Origin of the sequence: Clostridium aciditolerans, assembly GCF_016316925.1 — a bacterium.
Classification (GTDB): domain Bacteria; phylum Bacillota; class Clostridia; order Clostridiales; family Clostridiaceae; genus Clostridium_AM; species Clostridium_AM aciditolerans.
Window position 1 is genome coordinate 175,299 of sequence record NZ_JAEEGB010000015.1, and the last position, 25,705, is coordinate 201,003.

Below are 25,705 nucleotides of genomic sequence, written 5' to 3' on the forward strand. Positions count from 1 at the left end.
TATAAATCAACTATTACAAATTATTTTTATATTTTAAAATTAATGTAATCATTTACATTTTAAGTATTTAAAATAAAATGACAAGTGGATTAAATAACCACTTGTCATTTATTATACCCTATTCCCACTCAATAGTTGAAGGTGGTTTTGAAGTTACATCATAAACAATTCTGTTTACTCCTTGAACTTCATTAACAATTCTTCTTGAAACTTTATCTAATACCTCATATGGTATTTTAGCCCAATCTGAAGTCATTCCATCTGATGAAGTTACTGCTCTTAAAGCTATTGTGTGGCAGTAAGTTCTTTCGTCTCCCATTACTCCTACTGATTGAATATTTGGAAGGCAAGCAAAGTATTGCCATACATCTCCTTCTAGCCCTGCATTAGCTATTTCTTCTCTGAATATAGCATCTGCTTCTCTAACTATAGCAAGCTTTTCTTCTGTAACATCTCCAAGAACTCTTATTGCAAGTCCTGGTCCTGGGAACGGCTGTCTCCATACTAAGTGGTGAGGAATTCCAAGTTCTTCACCTACAGCTCTTACTTCATCCTTGAATAATTCTCTTAATGGTTCTATTAGTGAGAATTTAATGTCTTCTGGAAGTCCACCTACGTTGTGGTGACTTTTTATAGTAGCAGATGTATTTGTTCCACTTTCAACTACGTCTGGATATATAGTTCCTTGAACAAGGAAACTTATTTCTCCAAGCTTATTTGACTCTTCTTCAAATACTCTTATAAATTCTTCACCTATAATTTTTCTCTTTTTCTCTGGGTCACTTACACCCTTAAGTTTTCCTAAGAATCTATCCTGAGCATTTGCTCTTATTAGATTCATATCAAAGCCTTCTTTAAATATCTTTTCAACCTGGTCTCCTTCATCCTTTCTAAGTAGACCATGATCAACAAATATACAAGTCAGCTGCTTTCCGATTGCTTTGTGAACTAATACTGCTGCTACTGATGAATCAACTCCTCCAGATAGTGCACATATTACTTTTTTGTCTCCAACTTTTTCGCGAATCTCTCTTATTTTTTCTTCAGCAAAGGATGCCATTGACCAATCACCCTTTAATCCGCAAACTTTAAAAAGGAAATTTGAAAGCATTTTCTTACCAAATGGTGTATGTTCAACTTCTGGGTGGAATTGAACTCCATATATTTTTCTTTCAACATGTTCCATAGCTGCAACAGGAGTTTGAGTTGTAGTTCCAACTATTCTAAATCCTTCTGGAGCCACTTCTACATAATCTGTATGGCTCATCCAACAGCTTTCACTCTCTTCTACTCCATCAAATAGTAGACATGTTTTATCTAATTTTACATCTGTTTTACCATATTCTCTTTTATCAGGACTTTTAACATTTCCTCCAAGAGTATGAGCGATAAGCTGCTCTCCATAGCATATACCAAGAACAGGTACGCCTAATTCAAATATTTCTTTATCTATTCTAGGAGCGCCTTCTCCATATACACTATTAGGTCCACCTGTAAATATTATACCTTTAGGATTTTTTTCTTTTATCTTATCTATAGAATGAGTATATGGAATTATTTCACAGTATACATTGTTTTCTCTAACTCTTCTTGCAATTAATTGATTGTATTGACCACCAAAGTCTACAATAAGAACTAATTCTCTATCCATAAGTTACCTCCAAATCATAAATTAAAAATTGACAGTTGGCAGCTAGAGAGGTTTTAAATTTTTTAGAAGGGTAAATATAAAACTTTCCTGCCAACTGCCCTGTAAAACAAGTTATAAAATTATAGATTAACACTATAATTCGGTGCTTCCTTAGTCATTGATATATCATGTGGATGACTTTCTCTAAGTCCTGATGCTGTTTGAACTACAAATGTTGCACTTTCATATAATCTATTTAGATTTTCAGATCCTAAATATCCCATACCTGAGCGAAGTCCTCCTGCAAGTTGGAATAATGTATCTGCTACAATTCCTTTGTATGGCACTCTTCCTTCGACGCCTTCTGGAACTAATTTTTTATTTCCTTCTTGGAAATATCTATCTTTACTTCCACAAGCCATAGCTGCTAATGATCCCATTCCTCTGTATACTTTATAGCTTCTTCCTTGATATATTTCTTTTTCTCCAGGTGCTTCTTCACATCCTGCTAGCATTGATCCCATCATAACTACTTTTGCACCTGCTGCCAAAGCCTTTACTATATCTCCTGAATATTTTATACCACCATCAGCTATAACTGGAACTCCATATTTATTAGCTTCCTCTACACAATCCATTACAGCTGTAAGCTGTGGCACTCCAACACCTGCTACAACTCTAGTTGTACAAATTGATCCTGGACCTATACCAACTTTTATACAATCTGCACCTGCAAGAATTAAATCTTTTGTAGCCTCTGCAGTTGCAACATTTCCTGCAATAACCTGAAGTTCAGGATAGCTTTCCTTAATATTTTTAACTGCATCTATAACTCCTTTTGAGTGTCCATGAGCTGTATCAACAGTTATTACATCTACTCCAACTTCAACTAGGGCTGCCACACGCTCTAGCATATCACCAGTTACCCCTACTGCAGCTCCGCATAAAAGTCTTCCTCTTTCATCTTTAGCACTATTAGGAAATATTTTTACTTTCTCAATATCTTTTATAGTTATAAGTCCTCTTAAGTTATTGTCATTATCCACTAATGGAAGCTTTTCTATCTTATGATGCTTAAGTATATCCTTCGCTTCTTCTATTGTAGTATTTTCTGGAGCAGTTATTAAGTTTTCACTTGTCATAACTTCAGATATTTTTCTATCATAGTTTGTTTCAAAAACTATGTCTCTATTAGTTATTATTCCAACTAATTTTCCATTTACAGTTATTGGTACACCAGAAATTCTATACTTACTCATAACCGCTAATGCATCATTTATAGTATTGTCTGGTGAAAGAAAGAATGGGTTAGTTATTACTCCGTTTTCTTGTCTCTTAACTCTGTCCACTTCTGCTGCTTGCTGTTCTATTGTCATATTCTTGTGTACTATTCCTATGCCGCCTTCTCTTGCCATAGCTATAGCCATCTTAGCTTCAGTAACAGTATCCATTCCAGCACTCATTAAAGGCAAATTTAACTTTATCTTTTTAGTTAAATTAGTAGCTAATGAAACATCTCTAGGTAGTATCTCTGATTTATTTGGAACTAAAAGAACGTCATCAAATGTGTATGCCTGTTTTAAAATTCTTGCCATTTAAACCCACTCCTTTAAATTTATATTCTTAAGCAGATAACCAAAATCTTTGATTTTGTGTGAATCGCTTACTCCTCTGAATTTATGAAGAGGAGTTTCATAATGAAAATTTGTTTCTTTCGTATTTTTTACATCTAACTCACAAACAATACTTCTAAGCATATTTAATTTGTCGAAAACAAAAAACCATATTAATTTCCTATGTGTGAAATTAATATGGTTATACACTATAGCCATAAATTCCACCCATAGTCGGAAATTCTCGGTTTCCGGTAGAGACTCCCTGCCATATTCAGGGGATATACGAGTTAAAATGTATTATTTTTGATTGTTAAAGAATCATATAAGATCAAATTTGCAACTTATATGTCTTTTTTATTCGAACTATTTACATTATTTTATTCAATTTTTCGTTCTTTGTCAATTATTTTATTTATATATTTAGAGCTTTTTTAGATACATACGTTTTCTTACATATTTATAAAGAAAAAAACTTTAAAACCAAAAGAACCTGAACAGTTTCTCTTGGTTTTTATGCTTTCACAATGTTATTGTACTGGTGGTAAATCTACTAAAGTAATATTATGCTTTTCTACTTTTGTTTTACTGTTAACTGTTATTATATCACTTACGGATCTTACATTTGAATTTTTATTTACCATTGATTTATAAACAATTACATAGTTACCATAAACCTCATTGTTAGATAGAGTTATTTTAAATCCACTCTGATCCTGAGTCATCCTCAAACCTTCAATTGAATTATTCAAATCTGTATCTCTATATACTTTTATGTCTGAGATTTTTACTGCATTATCTATAGCTACTGAAATGTCACCATTTTTTATATTTTGAACTTTTACAGCTAAATTGACGCTAAATCCTTTTACCATGCTAAGTTCAGATTTTTCCTCAAATATATTTCCCGTAAATATTCCTGTTTTAATATTTGCTTCCTTATTACTTGCACCTTCTATAGATACTTCATTTAAGTTTTTTCTGTCCTTTTTATCCATAACTAAAACTTCAGCAAAAGAACTACTGCCTCCACTCCCTAAAACATATGGGCCTTCGGTGTTTTCCCTTGCCTTATATACTATATTAACATCTATAGGACTAGCTTTGTAATTGCCGTTTCCATCGTTAGTATATTCTATATTCTTAAAATTACCTATAAGCTTATTACCTGAAACTTGAAATTTATCCTTGAGTCCATCAGGTATATTTTGAGTACTTAATTTATCAGAAAATGTTTCCTCAAAATGAACATCTCCATATATGCTCTGTTCAATTTTCTTCTGAATTTCCTCGTATACACTACTCACTGTATTCTCATCTAGAGCTTGTTTATAAACTCCACTTGCAGCCTCCGCTATTTGCTGATTATTAGAGCCGGCTCCACTTCCAAATCCAATAATAAAAGATTTAATGTTAGATTTGGCAATCTTTTCACTAGCTACTTTTTTAGCATATTCTAACGCTTTAGTCCTGTAATCTGGATTTGCCCAGGTATGACTGTAATTCCATTGAGTCCAATATATATTTGAATCTCCAATAACTTCCGTTCCCATTACATACTCATTGTTATTAACGCTATAAGCTTCAGCTACTCCATCTGTCATAAATACCATGTATTTATCATGTCCGTTATCAACATTTAACTCATTATAAGCTACTCTTAATCCATCCCCTATATTTGTACTTCCATTTGCATCTAGAGCTGAAATTTTGTCATAAATGCATCCTATATCATCATTTTTCATATTTGTAAGAGGTACAACTTTATTAGCTTTACTGCTGAAGGTTATAACAGATATATTTACTTTTTCATTTCCATCAAATTTATTAATAAAACTATATGCAACATTTTTAATTATATCAAGTCTTGATTTTTCGCCCCAATAGTATGGAGTTCTATCTGCACTTGGAATATAATCCATACTTCCTGAAATATCAATAACTAAAACAATATCTTTTTCTTTAGAATCTTGTTTCGCTACGATATCTTTAGGGGTTATGGTATATTTAGCAACAAATGTTCCATCTTCTTTTACCTGCTTCACATCTATAGTTCTAGCAGCATCGATCAACGGTCCTGTCGGTTGATTCACTTCAGCTGCAGTTAACTTTAACTCTCCTAAATATTTTGTATCAGTTTTTTGAGATAGTATAAGTTGAGCAAAGGAAGATTTACCTCCTTCTCCTAAAACACAAGAACCAGCTGCTTTTACTTTGTACTTTACTGTAAATTCAATAGGATTAGTTACATACTGAGTTTTGCTATCATTTAAAACATAATCAACATTGAAATTACCTGCTATTTTGTTGCCATCTACTTTTAATCCAGCAGGAATTTCATTTATATCTGCAACTTCTAAATTTGTATTAAAGGTTTCTTGAAAATTTACACTGCCTTGGACTTGTGTATCAATCTTCTTCTGAATTTCATCATATACATTACCTACTGTACTCTCATCTAAGGCTTGTTTATAAACACCCTTCGCTGCATCCGCTATTTGTTGGTTATTAGATCCCGCTCCACTTCCAAATCCAACAATAAAAGTTCTAATATTAGATTTAGCAATTTTTTCACTACTGATTTTTTTAGCATAATCTAATGATTGTATTCTATAATCAGGTTTTGCCTTGTTTCCGTACCAACTTGTGCAATGTATATTGTCCCACGTAAGTTCTTCTGTCCCCATTATATATCCATTATTATTAGAACAATAAGCTTCTGCAATACCATCCGTCATAAGAATAATATATTTATCATGTCCATTATTATTATTTAGTTCATTGTATGCAAGTCTTAATCCATCTCCTATATTTGTGCTTCCTTCTGCAGATAGCCATGAAATTTTATTATATAGGTTATACGTATCGCCATTTTTCATATTTGTAAGAGCTGCCTGTCTTACAGCATAATCTCCAAACTCTACTAATGATATATTGATTTTTGCATTATTATTAAATTTACTAACAAACTTTTGTGCAACACTTTTAATTGTACTTAGTTTTGAATTATCATTCATACTTCCTGACGTATCCATAACTAAAATAATGTCTTTTTCCGTACTACTTTGTTCTACAGGAATAGCCTTAGGTGTTATCTTATATTTAACGTCAAAGGTATCACCTACTTTTGCTGGCTGTGAGCTCATGGTCCTTTCTACGCTCACAAGATCATAACTTGTTCCACTTTGTCCTATTTTTTTCAGTCCTATTCCAACATTGCCTTGTGGCTTCATTTTACTTGTTATAGCATAATCGCCATCAACACCTATAATTTGGTTATCTATTCCTTTTGTTGTTATTTCATATCCCATTCTTTTTAGTTCATTTAAATTGACTTTTATTACATTATCATTACCAATATTTTTAGTATAAATAGTATATGCACCACTGCTTGAAGAACTAGTGTCATCATAATATTGGTTGCCATTGCCAAAGTATGAGTAAATGGTAATTCCCTCTATCCCCGGCTCTCCGTATTCTCTTATGCCATTTCCATTAGAATCAAGCCATACGTATCCACTAATTATTCCATTATTCTTTGCCTGGACAGGAGTATAAACAAAGATACTTAATATCATACATAAGATAGCAAAAAAAGTTATTGATTTTAACTTATAAAACTTCATTTCAGCCCCCCCTTTATTCTTTAATTATTATTTGGGTTGTTTCTAAAATATACTTGACTTTCTATTGTGTAACTTTTCACTTGATTTTTTCTTAATGTAAACTTAACATTTAACCCTTTGCACTCACTAAAATTTTTTCCATCAATAGTTTGTATTTCAATTGATTGAATATTGTCCGCTACCTTTATATTATTATTAAAAGGTTTTTGTTTATAATATAAGTTGTTGTCCTTAAGCATAAAACAATAGCTTATTGCCGAATTAGTTGTGCTATCTATACTAGGAGCTATAAATTCAATCTCTCCAAGGTATGCGCTGCTATCATCTAGCTTTGTATTATCACTTTCCGATAAGACAACTTTGCCATCTAAAGCTTTTAGCTCTGTTATCTTTTGTGCTTCCATTGTCTTATCTGTAAAACATTTAATTGCATATTGACCTTCCTTCTGTAAATCACTTCTAGTTTCTGTCTCATACAAAGTCTTCATATTTGAAATAAAAAATGGATAAATCACAGCAATTACAATTAAAATTATCGCCAATATTACGCATAACTCTATGAGCGTAACTCCTTTTTTAGTTCTAGTATTTACATTCAAGCAGAACACCTCTGTTACTTATTTAAATTACTTAACAATTTTCCACTTCTCCATAACAATCAACTTATCTCTAAAAACATCTGTCCCTGCATTGTTGTCCTTATCTACATTTGAATTAACTTCAATGTTTTGTGAGTTTTTGCTAGAGTTTCTTATGAACACATCCTTAAAGTACTTATCATAATTATAGGCAATTAGCCTTTCAATATAGTTTATATCGTAATTCAAAGTCTTTTTTTTACTATCTAAAGTTTCCATATTTTCAGTAGATATTATAGTTCCTTTAAAGTCAACATCTCCTGCTAAATATACATTTCCTCTTGTTAAAATAATCCCTCTTCCTACTCCATTTTGCAGCTCTATCTTTCTAATATTTTTATTTTGTTCATCTATTACAGCATTTGTGCCAACTAAAATGCAATCTTTTGTATTATCATTATTTAAATAAAGAATATCACCAGATGCGGTCTTATCTAATATATCTGCCTTCAATTTTGTGAAATCAACTTGAGAAAGCGTTCTATCAACTTCATCATTTTTGTCTAGTAAATAAACCCTTCTTTTTGCCTCATTTCTTGCAAATGCCGTTTCTACATCTATGCCTTCTGGGTCATCCATTGCATATACTTTAGTAGAATATTGTATTTGTTTATCTTTAACTTTACCATCATTATCACTAATAAAATTACCGTTAGCAGTATCACCATTAGCAACTATTGCACCGATATGAGTAATATTAGCAGGCAGTGTTATACCATTACCTAGATTTAATTCACCATCACTTTTATGTTCTTGTGCATAAAAGTGGAAGTAATCACTTTTATCTTGCCAAGATAAGGTCGTCCCATCTTTGAACTTTGTTGCTAATTGGAGAGGATCTAAATATTCAAAAATTACATTACTCTCTTTTAAGCTTTGTTTATTTGTGTCTTTTCTTTCCGCTGCTGAACTGTTTAGAGGATTAGTATATGCTCTATAATTTCCCTTAATAGCTATAGATTCGCCAGTCTGATAGGAAGAGGGATTTGTTTTGATGTAGGCAGTTCCCATTAATATAGCTTCGTTCTTTATTTCAATTGAGGTACCATTGCCTATATCATCAGAATTAACTAGTAGACAACTAGATACTTTCGGCTTTTGATTTTCATTAATACCTTCTGATTTGTTTACATCATTAATTCCATAGAATCCTTGTTCTATTTCCACCTTTGATCCTGATCCATTTACTGCGAGATCATTATTGGTATAAACTGCACCTTTTACAGTTAATGCTGCCCCTCTTTTAGGCAACTTCGCTATATCTGCTTCGTCATTTATTAACATGTTGCCGACATAAACATTTCCATCAACGGTTAATGTATTGCCCTTATTTGAAACTTGTACACCACCAAAAGAAGATACATTTTTGCCAAATTTCACATTAGCTCCGTTGCCAATTATATTAATACCACTGTCATTTCCATCCTTTCCTTTAACATAGGCATCTCCACCTTTAACTTCAAAGTCTCCTGATATATTTAAGTTTCCATCAATACAGAATGCTTTATTCCAAACTGCATTAATAGGAAGCTTAAACTTTTTAGTTTCCACATAATATACATCTTTATAATTTGGAAGTAATATATTATAATTCACTGATATTGTCTTTAACATACTTTTTTCTTTAAAATCAGAGTTTAGTTTTAAGTTTAATGCAATCTGTTTTTTACCCTTAATTTCTATTTCCTTGAACTTAATATCATCTTCTTTAGCGTCGATAATTACTTTTAAATCCTTTGAAATTTCCGGCGAATCGTAATTGCTATCTGCAATTGGTATAATATACTTTTCTTCATAACTATCAAACCATTTTTTTATGGAGTTTACTATTGATCCTTTATATGAATTTTGGAACTTTTCATTTTGCACTTGCTTTACATAATTCTCATTTACCGATCCATCTAAATTTATATATTGGCTACTTTCTCCTTTATCAACTTTTATTCTTTCTTCCGGTAAAATACTCTCTTCTAACTCCTTCATGAAATCCTCTGCTGTCTTATTTCCGTCTTTTACACCATTATCTACAACTTTTCCTATTTCCCCATAGGCTATGTCTATTCCGGATTCTGCAAAATACTGATTTCTTCTTTCTGAGCTTTCTACTATGCGGCTCTTAAAAGCAGAAAGAGTTACCGCAAGTATAGATAGTCCTACTATGGTCAGTACAGAAAATGCCATTAATACTAAAACCAAGGATGAACCTTTTTGTTTTCTTTTTCTAATATTCATTCTCTCTACCTCCTCATTCTAGTACAGTTTTAAAAGCAGTTATTTTTTGAAGAGATTTTCCACTTTTACTTACTTCAACATCTACTCTATATACTCTACTGTTGTTTTTATATTTGTGTTCTGAATCAGCGAAAAAAATATTATAATAACTTTTAATCTTGCCTCCATCGTTAATTAAAGAATAACTAGGTTTTTGTTCTTTGGAAGTGACAACGTAAAAAATCAAGTCTTTTTCGCAATTATTAAAACCATGTATTTCTATTTTAGGCTGTATATCTATATTAGATTGAATAATAACACTACCTGTTTTTTTATCCTCAGTTGAATTTATTTTTTGACATATTACTTTATTTGGATCCTTATCTACGTCAGCATTACTATCTTTATTAACATTAACAATTATGTAGCCATCATAGTTAGTTATATTTAAAACATTTGAGGATTCTATTAACTTAAATTCACTATTACATTTTTCACCGTGCTCATTATAATAGGTTACTTTTATTGGGTTTTCTTCAGTAGCAGGGTTAATATCTATTTTTACATCATATTTGATATCAGCAAAAGTTTTAGGCTTATTGTTATTTTCACTATTTTGACTTACATCAGGAAATTTATAATTATCTAGCTCTGTTACAGTCTTTTGAACTTTAAAATCAATTGCTTCTGATGTAGTAGTGCCAACTTTAATGTTTGAATCCGATTTCTGCCTTTCTATTGTTTGCTGAGCAATATATAAAGCTTTCTGCTTATCTTCCGCATCCTTATTTATCTTTACATTTGTAAATACCATTGACAAAACAGGGGATATAATAATTGCTAAGATAGTAACACTTACAACTACTTCTACAAGTGTAAAACCCTTTTTTTTATTTTTAAAGCTAAACACATTTCATCTCCCCTATGTTAATTTCTCTTTATATCTACGCCTCCACCTTCTCCAGAAATACTTACTCTTGGATTAGCAGTATCATCACCCTCTATAGTGACATTAACAGTTTTGTCTGTTTTATTGTAAATTTTTAAGTTAACACCAGAAATGTCTGATTTATCAATTCTTTTATTAGAATATATCATAAAACTTATACTGCCGCCTGTTATAGAAAATTGTTCACCATCACCGCCAGTATCTGGTGGAAACGTAAGCTTTCCAGCCTTATATTTGTAATAATACTTTCCATCTTTTTGCGTTAAATATACTTCTACATTTGTTATTCCTGGGTTATCAGCAGTAATATATGACTGTTTTGAATAATCCTTTGATCTTCCAAGCATCATTGTCGGCAAGTCTGAATTTACAGGCCTTACAGACATTACAAAGTCATAACTTTTATCTTTTGCTTTTCCTGTATCTTCAATAGTTCCACTAGCTTGATTGTCATCCATTTTACTGTCAAAAGGATTATCCTTACCGTACTTATTATTATAATTCCATTTAAAAAATTCCTTATCTTCATCTGAAATTTTAGGTATAGCATAAAACTCTAACTGCATACTGCCAGTTACCTCATCAGTTTTACTTTGACTTATTTGTAGATTTGAAACTATTATTTTTTTGCTATATGATTCTAAAGACTTTATAAATTCCGTCAAATTTTTATAGCTTCCCTTAAAATTTATAACCAACGAAATATTCTCTGCAGATGGCTTGTCTTTGCTATTGCTGTTATTTTTGTTATTGTTATCAGCCTTTTTATCGTTATTGTTTTTGCTTGGTAAACCGTTATATTCATCTATAACTCCTTTTAAGCTGCTTGTCTTATCATCTTTTTCATCCTTCTTTTTTTCCTCTACCGGTATGGCCTTTATATCAGAAAATGTGAAAGACATTCCTTTTAAATTAGCATCATGCAAAAGCTTATCCATATCCACTATGAAATTTTCCTGATTGATACTTGGGAAAAGTATTTTTGTCATATTAATTATCTTGGAATTTATGTCTTTTATATCTGTCTCTGTCTTATTTTTCAAAGCAATTTGCCTATTTATATCCTGAAGCTTTTTATCATATTCTTCTTTTTGTTGCATAAGACTATTAAATTTCTCTCTTTGAGGAGAAAATACGAATTTATAGTAACCTCCTATCAGCAAAACCAGAGCTGCCACAACTAGGAGTATTTTTTCTCTTTTACTCAGCTTCATGTTCATCAACATCCTTTAAAGTACACTTTATTATAAAACTATATGATAAATCCGAATTATTATCTGTATTTATACTAGTCCCTTTTCCATCAGCCGTAAGTTCTGTTATATTTGAAATCTGCACTTCTTTAACTTCATTTAATCCTTTTAAATTATGTTCAAATTCAGCAATGCTAACTCTACTTTCTGCAGTGCCTTGTATCTCAATACTTGATCCACTTCCTTTATCACCTACAGTAATGTTAAAAGATTTAAAGGACAGTTTTTGTGGAATGTTAAGACATATTTTCTCTATTAGCTTACTGCTAATTATTGCCCTATTTTCAATTGCTGAAGTTATACTGTAAGCTTGAGCATAATATTTATTTAAAACATCATACTTCTTTTTGAGCTTAACTGCTCCATCTAGTTTTACTTTAGTTTGAGGTGAATCTATAGTTTGCTTTATTTGGTCAATTTCTTGTTTAGTATTACTAATTTTAATATAATTCCATATAAAGCTTGTTAAGAATACTAAAGTTAAAGTTGATGCAATTAAAGTAATATGTAAATGTTTGAATTTTTTCTTCTTACGAGTTCCTATGTATGATTCAAAAAAATTAAAATCCAAGTTTTTATTGCTATTTTTTTCATTAGTTAAAGGTAATGTAATTTTGTAGTCTTTAAGTTTCTTAAGTTCTTTAAAAAGTTTAGACTCTTTCATTAATATATCACCAACCTAAAGTCGTATTATGGCTCCTATTGCATTTAAATAGAGATCTAATTGTTCCTTGTCCACATCTTTCCCTAAAATTATATTGCTCATTGATTTTACTCTAACAACTGGTACATTTAATGCTCTTGACATATATGCTTCAATACCCTTTAGTCTAGAGCTTCCACCATGAATAAATATTTTATCAACTTTATTGCCCACTTGTTTGTTTTTATAGAACTGTAGAATTCTGTTTATTTCTTCTATCCAATTATTCACATCTTCTTTTATAATGCCATTAAGTTGTTCCATTTTTTTAAAATTATTTTCTTCCAGCAGGTCACAATACTGCTTCTTCATCTTCTCAGCATCTTCTAAGGTAGTATCATACTCCCTGGCAATATTTTTATCTATTATGTTTCCTCCACTTGTTGTCATTCTACTAAAATTCATTTGTCCATTAGAGTATATATTAACACTTAAATTTTCAGCCCCCATATCAATAAATGCCACTGTTTCATTGATGGAATCTTTATTAATGGGGCCTATACTATGTCCTGAAATATCTATAGGGGTAATTGCTTATTTATAGTGTGTTTTTCACCATTTATCTCTATATCATTTTTTAGCAACTTATTTATTGAATTGAAATTTACATCTAACACGCTTGGCTTAAGATCTGCGGCTTTAAGTGTCTCAAAGTAACCTTCAGCCATATGTTTTGGATATACAACAACTAATACTTTAAGTTTATTAAGTGAGTTTTCAAAGTTGTCATCTTGAATTGTTTCTAATACTTTGTATTGTATTAAGTAGTCCTCCATAATTATAGGAAGGTACTGCTGTATTTCAAAATTAACCATAGTTTCTAGTTCACTGTCTTCTGCTTTTGGTATGGTTATTTCTCTGTTTATGATTGTTGTGCTATTGGTTGTACAAGTAGCATCTCTAGTTTTGATGCTGTTAATTCCTAATGTATTTTTTATTTCCTGGCTAAGTCTCAGTTTGTCTACTATGTTTCCATCTTCAATACAGTGTAAAGGGGTGTCTACTATTATAGCTCGATCTATGTATAGTTTATTTTTTTGGTGTTTTCCTATTACTATTTTTGTATTTTGGCTTCCTATATCTAAAGAAAAAATATTTCTTTGAAACAAATTAATTCCTCCTAACTGTAGACAATAAAATTTTGAATAAACTAGAAACAACCTCACAGAATATACTTTATGGTGGTAAAATAGTGTAAAGTTAAGTTTATTTAACTTTACACTATTTAATTTTTAATTATATGCAAAATATATTACTTAAATTTTAGTTATATATCCCATTAGGCGCTGGGAAAAGTTCATTTGTATGAGCCGATGAATCGTATACTGTAACAGTCCCATCCTTTGTAATACTTATCCAAAAATCTTTTTTTGCGTTCGTGCTAAATTGCATAGTAGGTATTGATTGTAAGCTACTAGTTATATATCCCCCCGCTGTAACATCAGTTGAAGCTACAGCGTCATTAGCTGGTCTAGTATAGCCACTTTTAATCTCAATATTTAGTCCCCCATCTGGAGGCGCTATGTGCCCATTAGTTATCTCTGTTGCCGCTACATTTGCTATTGTTTTTGCGTTTGCTATATCAGCCTTCTTCTTAGCATCATCCTGATAGCCCATAACCTTTGGAATAGCAATAAGTGATATAATCGCTATAATTGCTATAACAACAATAAGTTCAATCAATGTAAAACCTTTTTTCTTTTTCTTTAATAAATTTTCTGTCACTAAAATTTCCTCCCTTATAATTTACTTGACTGTATTAGCCATATCAAACATAGGTAAAGCAATTGATATTATAATAAATCCTATAATCACCCCCATTATTAAAATCATAACTGGTTCAAGAATGGATGTTAACTGCTGTACCGCTGCATCTAATTCTTCATCATAGAAGTCTGCGGTCTTATCTAATATATCATCAAGAGAACCGGATTCTTCTCCAATCTTAACCATCGAATACAACATTGGTGGAAAAATCCCTGTATCTTTTAATGGCTCAGATAAGCCAATTCCCTTAATTAACTGATCCTTAACCTCAAGTAATTTGTGCTCCGCTACTTTATTTCCTATTACTTTTGAAACAACCTGTATTCCTTGAATTAGAGTTATTCCGCTATAAAGTACCGTGGACAGTGTTCTTGTAAATCTTGTTACAATTATTTTTTCATTCATTCCCTTAACAATGGGAATCTTCAATTTCATTTTACTTGTAAATAATTGTCCACTTTCTGTTTTAAAGTAATATTTTAATCCAAAAACAATTCCCAGTATTATTAAGATTATTATTGGCCACTTTGTTCTGATTGTGCTGCTTATACTGAGGAGAATTTTAGTCGGCAACGGAAGTTCTACTCCGCTGCTTTGAAACATTCCAACAAAGGTAGGCATTACAAAGGTTAGAATAAATGTAACAATGGTTATAGATAAAAAGGCTAGTATTATTGGATAATTCATGGCTCCCCTTATCTTATTGTTTAATTTATTTTCCTTCTCATAGTGAGTAGCCATTCTAAGCATTATTAAATCTAAGTTACCACTAACTTCTCCCGCTTCTACCATATTAGTAAGGAGCTCTGGAAAGACTCTTTCTTCCTTTTTCATGGCCTGAGATAGGGTTAATCCCTTTCTTACACTCTCATCAATCTGAACTATACTTTCTCTTAGTTTTTTATTTGGAACTTGCTGTCCAAGCACATTTAGGCATCTAGTTATTGTAGCCCCTGCATTTAACATCGTATAAAACTGCCTGCAAAATATAGCAATATCCTTAACCTTAACTTTAGTAAAGGAATTTAGTTCAATTTTAGTACCTTCAACAATTTCCTCAATTTTTAAAGGATAATAATTATTAGTTCTTATCATAGCCATAACATCTTCTTTTGTATTTGCTGTATATGTTCCCTCTAATCTTTCTCCATTTTGATTCATTACTTTATACCTGTAATTTGGCATAATGTAAAATCACCTCTTTTACTCTTACCTATTACTACTCTTTTAAGTAAGCTATTTTTACAAGTTCTTCAACTGTAGTAATTCCTCTAAGTACAAGATCCTTACAAGCCATATTTATTGTCCTCATACCTTTTTTTATAGATAAATCTCTGATTACATCACTATTGCTGCCCATCATAATAGTCTCTCTATGATCTCTTGTAATTTCCATAATCTCATATACACCGGTTCTACCTTCATATCCAGTATTATTGCAATGACCACAGCCATTACCCCTACTAAGAATCAGATTTTCACTTTCATTTACTCCTAATAGTCTCTTTTCATATTCATTAGCCGTATATGAAACCTTACAGCGTGAACATACTTTTCTAATAAGTCTTTGGGCTATAACTCCGGATATTGATGTTGCTGCTAAATAAGGCTCTATTCCCATATCAATGAGTCTAACTATAGAGGATGAGGCATCATTAGTATGAATGGTACTTAGAACTAAATGCCCTGTGATAGCTGCTCTTATGGCAATTTGAGCTGTTTCATTATCTCTTATCTCACCTATCATTATGATATCCGGGTCTTGTCTTAATATAGACCTAAGTCCTGAAGCAAAGGTCATCCCTGCTTTTATGTTTACATTTACTTGATTTATCCCATCTATCATATATTCCACAGGATCTTCTACGGTAACAATGTTCTTATTACCAGAGTTTAAATCATTAAGTAAAGAATATAGTGTCGTAGATTTACCACTTCCTGTTGGTCCTGTAACCAAAATAATTCCATATGGATTCTTAATTATATTATCTAATTGGTTTAATTCACTATCTATCATTCCTAGATTTTCTCTGCCAACTAAATAACTATCTCTATTTAGTACTCTTATAACAGCCTTTTCACCATATACCGTAGGAAGTATAGACACTCTAAGGTCTATATCTTTTTCTCCTACTTTTGTCAGTATTCTACCATCCTGAGGTATTCTTCTTTCTGCTATATTAAGATTTGAAAGAATTTTAATTCTAGTTACTAAAGCAGCAAGAGTTTCTTTAGATAATCTTGATATCTCTTGAAGCTCTCCATCTATTCTATATCTTATTTTTACGTATTTCTCGAAAGGCTCTATATGTATATCACTTGCTCTGGCTTCTACTGCATTTTTTATTAGGTAATCCACCATCTTTACTACTGGAGCATTCTTTACATCATTAAATTCAATTTGATCATCTTCTAGTTCATTTTGCTTTGCATCCTCTAACTTTTCTTTTGATAATTCCTCAGCAGCTTTTTGGACCTGTTGATCAGAATAATATCTCTCAATTGTACTAATAATCTCCTTCTTAGTAGCTATATAGGATTGTACCTCAAAACCTGATGCTATTCTTATATCATCTATAGCAAAAATGTTTAATGGATCCCACATGGCTATTAATATTTTATTTGCACTAAAACCTATAGGAATCAAATTATGCTTTACCGCTAAGGTCTCTGGAATACTTTTTATAGCTTTTCTATCAATATTTATATCATCTAGTTTAATTCTCTTAATACCTAACTGCTTTTCTAAAACAGCTATAATCTCTTCTTCAGCAACTAAGCCTTCATCTATTAGTAGTTCTCCTAATCTTTTCCCTTGAGCCCTTTGTCTTCTTAGAGCTTGTTCAAGTTGCTGCATCGATATCTTTCCTTCTTCTACAAGCATATCTCCTAGTCGCTTTTTTATCCTAATACTCATGTTTATCCCTCTATAAAATATAATAAATTATTCATTATAATTTCTTGCATATAAAATTAAATGTTAAAACTTAAGTCGTTGTCGAATATATTCTTATCTCAAATTATTTAATAGGTAGGTGAATATTCTCTTATTAATATATATTCTAGATATTTTAAGAAAATTAGAATATTAATGACATGTAAAAAGAAAAAATTTTCTCTCCTGCTAGTACACATAGTATAGATGATAAGGCTATATATGGCCCAAAAGGTATGTAATCTTTTCTTGACTTTTTTCCTAGCAGAATAAGAGTTAGTGCTGATATTGATCCAATAATAAATGATAAAAACAACATTAATATAGTAAGTTTAAATCCAAGAAATAATCCACTCATTAGGCATATTTCAGCGTCACCCCAGCCCATGCCACCTTTAGTTATTAGAATTATTAATGCTAAAAATCCTCCACCTAAAATTCCACCGTAAATATAGCTTTTTACTGGAAGCATATTGTAAGTCAATACCCCTATGAATATTACTCCAGAAACTATACCTGATAATGTGGTAGAAAAATATACGTCTGTAGTATCATAATCAATCATTCCAATGACAATCAGAAAGCTTATAAAGGTAGTATATTTTACAAAATCAAATGTTAAGCCATATACGCTATAGTTTGCTAAAAATAATAACGCTGTTATAAACTCTACCATCGGATATCTTATTGATATTTTTTCTGTGCAATACCTACATTTTCCTTTTAAAAGTATATAACTTATTATAGGAATCAAATCATACCACTTAATTTCCTTTTTACAGTTTGTACAATGTGATGGAGGAAAAGCGATAGATTCTCCTCTTGGTATTCTATATATACATACATTCAAAAAACTGCCAATTACTGCTCCAAAAATGAAAATTATATAATAAATAATCATCTCAATTCCTCATTGCTATTTTTATAATAATTAACACTTTACTATAAACTATAAATTAATTCTAAAGTGTCATTAAATATAATTAAATTTTTAAAATAATATATAAAATAAAGCCCTATATTTATAAAGTCATAAAACATTTTATGACTTTATAAATAGAGGGCCGGTTGCATCATTAACTCCACACATACCACAGATGCCCAGTTTGGCAATGTGCTTCATAGTATCCCTAATATTATATTATATAGTATTATTTTAACATATTGGAAAATTATTCTCAACGCCTTTTACATATTATGACTTATTTTTCAATATAATTTTTGTATAAATTACTACATAAAAAAGCGTTATGGCCAAAACCATAACGCTCTTATTTTTTATTTTAGTACATTCCGTCCATTCCCATTCCTGGGCCACCTGGCATTGGAGCAGGATTTTTTTCTGGAATATCAGCTACTGCTGATTCTGTTGTTAAGAATGTTGAAGCTACTGATGCAGCATTTTGTAGAGCTGATCTTGTAACCTTAGTTGGATCAACGATACCAGCTTTGATCATATTTACATATTGATCTTTTAAAGCATCGTATCCTACTCCAACTTCACTAGTTTTAACTTTTTCAATTATTACAGAACCTTCAACTCCAGCATTAAATGCTATTTGTCTTACTGGCTCTTCTAATGATTTTCTTATTATGTCTATACCGATCTTAATATCAGCAACATCTGAAGTTAACTTCTCTACTTCTGGCATTGCATTAACATAAGCTGTTCCGCCTCCTGGAACTATACCTTCTTCAACAGCTGCTTTAGTAGCTGCTAAAGCATCTTCTATTCTAAGCTTTCTCTCTTTTAATTCTGTTTCCGTAGCAGCACCAACCTTAATTACAGCTACTCCGCCAGCAAGCTTAGCAAGTCTTTCTTGTAATTTTTCTCTATCAAAATCTGATGTAGTTTCTTCTATTTGTCTCTTTATTTGAGCTACTCTATCATGGATAGCATTCTTATCGCCTTTTCCATTTACTATTGTAGTATTCTCTTTGCTGATTTTAACTGAGTCAGCTCTTCCAAGCATTTCTATTGTAGTTTCTTTTAAGTCTCTTCCTAATTCTTCTGATATCACTTGACCACCAGTAAGTGTAGCTATATCAGCAAGCATTTCTTTTCTTCTATCACCAAATCCTGGAGCTTTTACAGCTACGCAAGTAAATGTTCCTCTTAATTTGTTAACAACTAAAGTAGCTAATGCCTCACCTTCTACATCTTCAGCTATTATTAATAGTTTCTTTCCTTGTTGTACTATTTGCTCAAGTACTGGTAATATCTCTTGTATGTTTGATATCTTCTTATCTGTTATTAAAATATAAGCATCATCTACTGAAGCTTCCATTTTTTCTGTATCAGTTACCATGTATGGACTAACATATCCTCTGTCAAATTGCATACCTTCAACAACATCTAGTTCAGTTCCCATGGATTTGGATTCTTCTACAGTTATAACTCCTTCGTTACCTACCTTTTCCATAGCATCTGCAATTAGCTTACCTATTTCTTCATCAGCAGCTGATATTGCAGCAACTCTTGCTATGTCTTCTTTTCCTTCAACTGGTCTTGAAACCTTCTTTATTTCTTCAACAGCTTTATCAACAGCCATTCTTATACCTTGTCTTATAAGCATTGGATTAGCACCAGCTGTAACATTTTTTAATCCTTCTCTTATTATAGCTTGTGCAAGTAAAGTAGCTGTAGTTGTTCCATCACCTGCTACATCATTTGTTTTTGTAGCAACTTCTTTAACAAGTTGAGCTCCCATGTTTTCATATGGATCTTCTAACTCTATTTCTCTTGCTATAGTAACACCATCATTAGTTATAAGTGGTGAACCAAATTTCTTGTCAAGTACAACATTTCTTCCTTTTGGTCCTAATGTTATTTTAACAGTATTAGCAAGCTTATCAACACCTGCTTGCATTGATCTTCTAGCTTCTTCGCCAAATAAAATGCTTTTTGCCATAAATAAACCCTCCCTGCAATTTCATTATATTTAATGTACGTTATAAACCATTTTTAGTGTATTATTCTATTACAGCTAATATGTCATCTTGCTTTAAAATGATATACTCGATGTTATCCATCTTAATTTCATTTCCAGCATATTTAGAGAATAAAACTTTATCTCCAACTTTTACTTCCATCTTAACTTCTTTTCCATTAACTAATCCGCCAGGTCCTACTGCTACAACTTCAGCTTCTTGTGGTTTTTCCTTTGCTGTTCCCGGTAATACTATACCGCTTTTTGTAGTTTCCTCTGCTTCAATTCTTTTAATAACGACTCTGTCACCAAGTGGTCTAATGCTCATTTAAACCCCTCCTTAAAATTATATGTTATATTTAAAATTATTTTGTTAACTTTGTTGTTAGCACTCATCACTCTTGAGTGCTAATACAATTATTATAATAAATAATTGTATTTACATTTTCAAATTCTAATTTTCAACTTAATCTATTGTTAATGGCGAAATAAGCAAACAGCGTTAAATTAAATAGGTATTTCTCCCCATTTCTACTAATTTCATTATTATACTATTTGATCAAAATTTTTTCACCTCAAAAACATACATCTATATTATTTTCCCTATTTTACGGTTATAATACCATTATAACAAAATTTTCTATATTTTTAGCTTATGAAAGGAATGATTATCATAGATAAATTGCTAAAAGGTTTGCTTAGATTAATATTTTCTATCTCGCTATTTTTGTTTGTTATAATTTCATCAGTTAAAATCACTCTTAATTTTAGACCTTTATATTATTTTGATATAAAATATTTAAATTTAGAAAAGTATACAAGCTTAAATAATCTTCAAATAAAATCAACCTATGACTACCTTATAAACTACTTAAACTCAAATAAGTCTATGGATTTTAATATTCCTCTTCTTCCATCATCACAAGAAGGAATAATTCATTTTATTGAGGTAAAAAAACTTTTTTTAAAATTTAATTTCATTTTAACTATTTGTACTTTGATAACTATATTTGCAATATACTTTGCTATTAAGTATAAAGATTATCTATTTTTAAAGTGGTGCTCTAACATTATTTTTTCTACTTGTTTTCTTCTTTTAAGCGGTTTCCTTTGGAATTTTGATAAATGCTTTACTTTTTTTCACAAACTATTTTTCAATAATGACTATTGGCTTCTTGATCCTAAAACTGATCCTGTTATTAATATCTTGCCAGAAACTTATTTTCTACACTGTGCTCTGCTTATACTTTTACTAGTAATAGGCTGCAGTATCTTACTTAGACTGCTATACAGAAAAATAAGAGATGATAAGTGAACATAATTTACTTATCATCTCTTGCATAACTTTTCTTCATTAGTCCTTTTACTATCTTTTCTCCTTTAAAAACTCCTACTATGAATAAACATATAGATATAGCAGCTATTATAATCAACAATAACTTATTTCCACTGTTAATTTTGGCTCCAAAATAAGCGGATACTAAGATTCCCGGAAGCCTTGCTATTGTTGAGTACTTTATGAAGTCTTTAAAGTTTATACTTGAAATACCACAAATATATGCCAATGCATCCTTAGGTATACCTGGAATTAAATATAATAGAAAAACGATAGTATTTATACTTCCTATATTAAGTATTCTATTAAAAAACTTAAGGTCTTTTTTTGATATTATTTTATTTACTAAAGGTTTGCCATAGTAGGATGAAAATCCATAGGCTAGAGCACTACCTATCGTTATTCCCACAATAGATAAAACACTTCCCCAAAGCGTTCCATATATGTAACCGCCAGCAATTTGTATTATTTCGCCTGGAATAAAAAATGCTACTACCTGAAGTATTTGTAATAGAATATATGCTAGAATACTATAGTTCCCATATGACATAATTATATTCTTAACTTTATTTGGATCCCTTAGAATATGAGAGTATTTTACATAATATTCATGTGCCGTAAAGATAAAAAAAATCATAACTAACACAAGCATTATATGAGATTTGTATTTAGACAGTTTATTATAAAAATCTTGCAAAATTTCCTTCATTTTGATTTCTCCTAGTATAGGTAAAATTTAATTTATTTATATATTATCTTACAATTTTATCAAAGTAAACTTAATTTTTTACAAAATAAAAAAAACTTTGAATAAAGCCTAGCTTTACTCAAAGTTAAATAATTATCTATCTAAATTTGTTTCATCAAACTTATTTAAATTTTCATTTGAAAGTACGGACTTTTTAGTAGATTGTCCACTAAACTTAGTTAACTGAGGTCTGGACTTCATAATAGAAACCATAGCTGCAGGGCCTCCTATACATCCACCTTCACACATCATACCTTCTATAAAGTTTCCTTGCAATCTTCCAGTCTTGGCCATAGTCATAGTTCTCTTAATTTCATCCATTCCACTTGCTTTAACAGGAATAAATTCCGATTCAATTCCCTTTTCTTTTACATAATTCTCTATTGCAGCAGTAAGACCTCCGCCTTGTGCAAAACCTCTTCCAAATATAGAAGCATCATCAACAATTGTATCTTCACAATTCTCAGGATCTACATCAAAAGCTCCCATTAAAGCTGCTATTTCTTCAAATGTTAAAACATAATCTACAGCATCTTTTACTGATTCTCTACTTGCTTCAGTTTTTTTAGCAGTACATGGACCTACAAACACTACAACAGCATCCTTGTCCATCTCTTTTATCATTCTTCCTGTTGCAATCATAGGTGACACTGCACTAGATATATTGGCTACTTGATCTGGAAATTTCTTTTCTATATAACTCATGAATCCTGGACAGCATGAGTTAGTCATATATTTATCGCCTTTTTCCATTCTATGCGCAAATTCATTTGACTCATGAACAGTTACAGCATCTGCTCCACAAGCTGCTTCAACCATATCAAAAAAGCCTACTTGTTTAAAAGCTTGTTTTATTTGTCCAACTGTTATCTTAGGTCCAAATTGTCCTGTTATAGCTGGTGCTACTACTGCATATACCTTCTTTTTTTCTGATAACAATTCGACTACGTTAGTAATGTAACTTCTATCAGATATAGCTCCAAAAGGACATGCTCCCATACATGCACCACAATTTATACATTCCTCTTTTTCTATAACAGCTATTTTATTTGATGGATTAATATCCAGTGCACCAGTAGGACAAGATCTCTTACATGGTCTCATTACTTCCGCAACAGCATTATATGGACATACTTTTTTACACATTCCACATTCTTTACAAAGTTCTTGGTTTATATAAGCTCTTCCAGCAACTCTAGTTACAGCATCAGCTGGACATACTTCCATGCATTTATGCTCAATGCATCCTCTGCATGCTTCTGTTATAGTATACTTATCAATAGGACACTTATCACAAGCTGCTGATAATACATATAACATTTGTCCATCCTCTTCAATTTCAGTTAATTCTGATTCAACACCTCTATTTGGTATAAATCCTGAAGCTAAGGTTGCCCTTTCATAAACAATTGCTCTCTCTTTATAAACGCAGCATCTGTATTGAGCCTTTTCTCCTGGTACAATAGCAAAAGGAACCTTTTCTAACTCTACTTTATTTATTCTATTTTCTTTAGCCATACAAGCTACTTCTTTTAATACTAAGTATTTAAGTTTTTTTAATTGAGTTTCAAACGCTATCATTTCTATATCCCTCCTGTAAAAATATATCAATATATTACAATGACGAATTTAAATTATAAAATTAATTTTATAATACAGCTAGTTTTATCAGCTTTATTCAAGCCCTTATACATTATAACAGATTATTTCAAAATATGTAACAGTTTTTTAATGGCAAAACATTAAAAATTTTTATAAAATATTTATACACTTAAAATACTTAAATATAAACTGTTTAAAATTATAGAGAAAATAACTTAGTATTTAATTTACTCTATAATCTAATAGTTTACTCTATACTCTAAGTTAGTAATTTTTATAGAGGAAGAGAGCAAATAAATAGTTGAGAGTTGGGAATTTTCAATTCTCAACTCTCAACTAAAAATCATGCACTTTAAATTTAAGCATTAACAGTACATTCTAGTGTATACGCTAATTTTCGGTTCATAAAATCCTACAATCAACTATTCAATATTTATGTGGTTTTCTCTAGCATAATAAAATAAATATTGTTGCGCAAATCCTGATAACTCTCCAAACTTATTAATGCCAAATTCCCTTATCTTTTTTAGGGACACATCTGGGGCTAAATAGAAATAATGCATTGCCCTTTTTACCCATACGTCCACAGGAAATGCTGAGTATTTCTGCATCGAAAACAGCATTATACAATCAGCAACTTTAGGTCCAATTCCCATAAATTTTTGCAGTTCCTTGTGACATATATCATCTTCCTGGGATTTTATCCAATCAATATCATACTTTTCATCGTATTGATCTTTCTTTATTGTGTTAGCATAAACATTATCTACTGTATTCTTTATATACTTCGCTCTAAAACCTGTGCCGCATTTCTCTAACTCTTCTTCTGTTGCTTTATTAAGCTGCTCTATCGTAGGAAATGCAAAGTATTTTTCCCCTTTGTATTCTAATTCATTGCCCCACTTTTGACTTATCTTCTCTATTGCTCTCTTAATCATAGGTATTCTATTATTTGCCGATATAATAAATGAAACTGTCAGTTCAAAGGGGTCCTGCCTAAGTATTCTAATTCCATGCCCGAACTCTACTGACTTTTCTAGGATAGAATCCTTACTTAATACATTCTTTATCTCTGAATAATCTCTGTATAAATCAAAATAATTACTCCATATACTATTAAATTCATCTTCAGTTGTATTAAATATTATAACATCTTCGCCTTTTTTTTCTACTTCTATCACTCTACCGAAAGCCACTCCTATATAGTTGCCATTCCCTTGCCTATTCCATCTAAAGCACTGCCCACATTCAAATATATGATCCAGCTCAAAATTTCTAACACCTTTTATTACTATACTATTTTCAAAAGTTTCTATGTAGTTAAAATCCATACTATTGCCTCCCACAGATGGAGAGTTATTCTGCTCTCTCTCTTATAATTATTTCGTCTAATATTTCTGCTGCTGAATATAACATCACGCTGCATCTACTTTCCTCAGTTCTGTATCCTTCTTTCAGTTTATTACAATTGTTTGTTCCGAACTTCTTTTCGAATTTATTAAAAAATTCTTTTGTAAGCTCTTTAATTCTATCACTTTCATGAGCTCTTTCTTTAGTAAAGATTATACCTAATACAGCTAAAGAGCCAGTAATTACACCACATACGCTTTCAATTGCCATGCCGCCACCAAAAGCAGCCATTGTCTTTAAAGCCTTTTTGTCTAATTCCAAGTTGTATTCCTCATTAGCTGCATATATTATGGTTTCCGCACAATTCAAATCATATTCCTCTCCGTAGTATTTTTTTACCTTTTCTACTAACAT

The 25,705-nt window shown here is 31.1% G+C and carries 22 protein-coding genes and 2 riboswitches; of the genes, 1 reads left to right on the plus strand and 21 read right to left on the minus strand.

Features of this window, described 5'->3' with window-relative positions; genetic code table 11:
• Window positions 1-118: 118 nt before the first annotated feature.
• The 17 genes from guaA to groES form a co-directional block, all read right to left on the minus strand.
• Complete coding sequence (gene guaA, locus I6U51_RS14295) at window positions 119-1,651, minus strand: glutamine-hydrolyzing GMP synthase (protein ID WP_211143272.1); 1,533 nt, start codon at window positions 1,649-1,651, stop codon at window positions 119-121.
• 119 nt (window positions 1,652-1,770) lie between these two features.
• Window positions 1,771-3,225, minus strand: coding sequence for an IMP dehydrogenase (gene guaB, locus I6U51_RS14300; RefSeq protein WP_211143273.1), 1,455 nt, complete (start codon window positions 3,223-3,225; stop codon window positions 1,771-1,773).
• The gene (locus I6U51_RS14305) at window positions 3,226-3,462 is read right to left on the minus strand and encodes a hypothetical protein (RefSeq protein WP_211143274.1); all 237 of its coding nucleotides are present in this window, start codon (window positions 3,460-3,462) and stop codon (window positions 3,226-3,228) included.
• Window positions 3,455-3,552, minus strand: a riboswitch (purine riboswitch). (Overlaps the previous gene by 8 nt.)
• Window positions 3,553-3,773: 221 nt before the next feature.
• Window positions 3,774-6,869, minus strand: a complete 3,096-nt coding sequence (locus I6U51_RS14310) for a VWA domain-containing protein (protein ID WP_211143275.1) — start codon at window positions 6,867-6,869, stop codon at window positions 3,774-3,776.
• 20 nt (window positions 6,870-6,889) lie between these two features.
• On the minus strand, window positions 6,890-7,468 hold the full coding sequence (locus tag I6U51_RS14315) for a hypothetical protein (protein WP_211143276.1): 579 nt from the start codon (window positions 7,466-7,468) through the stop codon (window positions 6,890-6,892).
• A 27-nt stretch (window positions 7,469-7,495) separates the two neighbouring features.
• Window positions 7,496-9,739, minus strand: coding sequence for a hypothetical protein (locus I6U51_RS14320; RefSeq protein ID WP_211143277.1), 2,244 nt, complete (start codon window positions 9,737-9,739; stop codon window positions 7,496-7,498).
• Between the two features lie 13 nt (window positions 9,740-9,752).
• A complete protein-coding gene (locus I6U51_RS14325; protein WP_211143278.1) occupies window positions 9,753-10,628 on the minus strand; it encodes a prepilin-type N-terminal cleavage/methylation domain-containing protein in 876 nt (291 codons plus the stop codon).
• Between the two features lie 17 nt (window positions 10,629-10,645).
• A complete protein-coding gene (locus I6U51_RS14330) occupies window positions 10,646-11,881 on the minus strand; it encodes a GspMb/PilO family protein (protein ID WP_211143279.1) in 1,236 nt (411 codons plus the stop codon).
• Entirely contained in the window at window positions 11,868-12,584 is a 717-nt protein-coding gene (locus I6U51_RS14335) for a PilN domain-containing protein (RefSeq protein ID WP_211143280.1), read from the minus strand. The genes I6U51_RS14330 and I6U51_RS14335 overlap by 14 nt, the downstream gene beginning before the upstream one ends.
• 15 nt (window positions 12,585-12,599) lie before the next feature.
• Complete coding sequence (pilM, locus tag I6U51_RS25125; RefSeq protein WP_343069666.1) at window positions 12,600-13,154, minus strand: pilus assembly protein PilM; 555 nt, start codon at window positions 13,152-13,154, stop codon at window positions 12,600-12,602.
• A complete protein-coding gene (gene pilM / locus I6U51_RS25130) occupies window positions 13,142-13,732 on the minus strand; it encodes a type IV pilus biogenesis protein PilM (RefSeq protein WP_211143282.1) in 591 nt (196 codons plus the stop codon). Before pilM (I6U51_RS25130) ends, pilM (I6U51_RS25125) begins: the two co-directional genes overlap by 13 nt.
• 154 nt (window positions 13,733-13,886) lie before the next feature.
• Window positions 13,887-14,348 (minus strand): prepilin-type N-terminal cleavage/methylation domain-containing protein, encoded by a 462-nt coding sequence (locus I6U51_RS14350; RefSeq protein WP_211143283.1) that lies wholly within the window; start codon window positions 14,346-14,348, stop codon window positions 13,887-13,889.
• 21 nt (window positions 14,349-14,369) lie between these two features.
• Window positions 14,370-15,575, minus strand: coding sequence for a type II secretion system F family protein (locus I6U51_RS14355; RefSeq protein WP_211143284.1), 1,206 nt, complete (start codon window positions 15,573-15,575; stop codon window positions 14,370-14,372).
• A 34-nt stretch (window positions 15,576-15,609) separates the two neighbouring features.
• Window positions 15,610-17,307, minus strand: coding sequence for a GspE/PulE family protein (locus tag I6U51_RS14360; protein WP_211143285.1), 1,698 nt, complete (start codon window positions 17,305-17,307; stop codon window positions 15,610-15,612).
• Between the two features lie 163 nt (window positions 17,308-17,470).
• Entirely contained in the window at window positions 17,471-18,226 is a 756-nt protein-coding gene (locus tag I6U51_RS14365) for a prepilin peptidase (protein WP_211143286.1), read from the minus strand.
• A 152-nt stretch (window positions 18,227-18,378) separates the two neighbouring features.
• Window positions 18,379-18,464, minus strand: a riboswitch (cyclic di-GMP riboswitch).
• A gap of 144 nt (window positions 18,465-18,608) precedes the next feature.
• The gene (gene groL / locus I6U51_RS14370; protein ID WP_211143287.1) at window positions 18,609-20,237 is read right to left on the minus strand and encodes a chaperonin GroEL; all 1,629 of its coding nucleotides are present in this window, start codon (window positions 20,235-20,237) and stop codon (window positions 18,609-18,611) included.
• A 61-nt stretch (window positions 20,238-20,298) separates the two neighbouring features.
• Window positions 20,299-20,583 (minus strand): co-chaperone GroES, encoded by a 285-nt coding sequence (groES, locus tag I6U51_RS14375; protein ID WP_178907313.1) that lies wholly within the window; start codon window positions 20,581-20,583, stop codon window positions 20,299-20,301.
• 327 nt (window positions 20,584-20,910) lie between these two features.
• On the opposite strand from groES, the gene I6U51_RS14380 reads away from it, so the two are divergent.
• A complete protein-coding gene (locus tag I6U51_RS14380; RefSeq protein WP_211143288.1) occupies window positions 20,911-21,570 on the plus strand; it encodes a TIGR01906 family membrane protein in 660 nt (219 codons plus the stop codon).
• 7 nt (window positions 21,571-21,577) lie between these two features.
• On the opposite strand, the gene I6U51_RS14385 is transcribed toward I6U51_RS14380, so the two are convergent.
• The 4 genes from I6U51_RS14385 to I6U51_RS14400 all read right to left on the minus strand — a co-directional run bounded on the left by I6U51_RS14385 (window position 21,578) and on the right by I6U51_RS14400 (window position 25,705).
• A complete protein-coding gene (locus I6U51_RS14385; RefSeq protein WP_211143289.1) occupies window positions 21,578-22,300 on the minus strand; it encodes a TVP38/TMEM64 family protein in 723 nt (240 codons plus the stop codon).
• A gap of 132 nt (window positions 22,301-22,432) precedes the next feature.
• Window positions 22,433-23,920 carry a 4Fe-4S dicluster domain-containing protein gene (locus I6U51_RS14390; RefSeq protein ID WP_211143290.1) on the minus strand — a complete coding sequence of 496 codons (1,488 nt, stop codon included), beginning with the start codon at window positions 23,918-23,920 and terminating at the stop codon, window positions 22,433-22,435.
• 443 nt (window positions 23,921-24,363) lie between these two features.
• Entirely contained in the window at window positions 24,364-25,272 is a 909-nt protein-coding gene (locus I6U51_RS14395; RefSeq protein ID WP_211143291.1) for a DNA-3-methyladenine glycosylase family protein, read from the minus strand.
• 25 nt (window positions 25,273-25,297) lie between these two features.
• Entirely contained in the window at window positions 25,298-25,705 is a 408-nt protein-coding gene (locus I6U51_RS14400) for a C-GCAxxG-C-C family (seleno)protein (RefSeq protein ID WP_211143292.1), read from the minus strand.

Bases quoted from the DNA above. Each gene is read 5' to 3' on its own strand.
- guaA (WP_211143272.1), bottom strand. From the start codon at position 1,651: ATGGATAGAGAATTAGTTCTTATTGTAGACTTTGGTGGTCAATACAAT.
- guaB (WP_211143273.1), bottom strand. From the start codon at position 3,225: ATGGCAAGAATTTTAAAACAGGCATACACATTTGATGACGTTCTTTTA.
- I6U51_RS14305 (WP_211143274.1), bottom strand. From the start codon at position 3,462: ATGGCTATAGTGTATAACCATATTAATTTCACACATAGGAAATTAATA.
- I6U51_RS14310 (WP_211143275.1), bottom strand. From the start codon at position 6,869: ATGAAGTTTTATAAGTTAAAATCAATAACTTTTTTTGCTATCTTATGT.
- I6U51_RS14320 (WP_211143277.1), bottom strand. From the start codon at position 9,739: ATGAATATTAGAAAAAGAAAACAAAAAGGTTCATCCTTGGTTTTAGTA.
- I6U51_RS14330 (WP_211143279.1), bottom strand. From the start codon at position 11,881: ATGAAGCTGAGTAAAAGAGAAAAAATACTCCTAGTTGTGGCAGCTCTG.
- I6U51_RS14335 (WP_211143280.1), bottom strand. From the start codon at position 12,584: ATGAAAGAGTCTAAACTTTTTAAAGAACTTAAGAAACTTAAAGACTAC.
- I6U51_RS14355 (WP_211143284.1), bottom strand. From the start codon at position 15,575: ATGCCAAATTACAGGTATAAAGTAATGAATCAAAATGGAGAAAGATTA.
- I6U51_RS14360 (WP_211143285.1), bottom strand. From the start codon at position 17,307: ATGAGTATTAGGATAAAAAAGCGACTAGGAGATATGCTTGTAGAAGAA.
- I6U51_RS14365 (WP_211143286.1), bottom strand. From the start codon at position 18,226: ATGATTATTTATTATATAATTTTCATTTTTGGAGCAGTAATTGGCAGT.
- groL (WP_211143287.1), bottom strand. From the start codon at position 20,237: ATGGCAAAAAGCATTTTATTTGGCGAAGAAGCTAGAAGATCAATGCAA.
- groES (WP_178907313.1), bottom strand. From the start codon at position 20,583: ATGAGCATTAGACCACTTGGTGACAGAGTCGTTATTAAAAGAATTGAA.
- I6U51_RS14380 (WP_211143288.1), top strand. From the start codon at position 20,911: ATGAAAGGAATGATTATCATAGATAAATTGCTAAAAGGTTTGCTTAGA.
- I6U51_RS14385 (WP_211143289.1), bottom strand. From the start codon at position 22,300: ATGAAGGAAATTTTGCAAGATTTTTATAATAAACTGTCTAAATACAAA.
- I6U51_RS14390 (WP_211143290.1), bottom strand. From the start codon at position 23,920: ATGATAGCGTTTGAAACTCAATTAAAAAAACTTAAATACTTAGTATTA.
- I6U51_RS14395 (WP_211143291.1), bottom strand. From the start codon at position 25,272: ATGGATTTTAACTACATAGAAACTTTTGAAAATAGTATAGTAATAAAA.
- I6U51_RS14400 (WP_211143292.1), bottom strand. From the start codon at position 25,705: ATGTTAGTAGAAAAGGTAAAAAAATACTACGGAGAGGAATATGATTTG.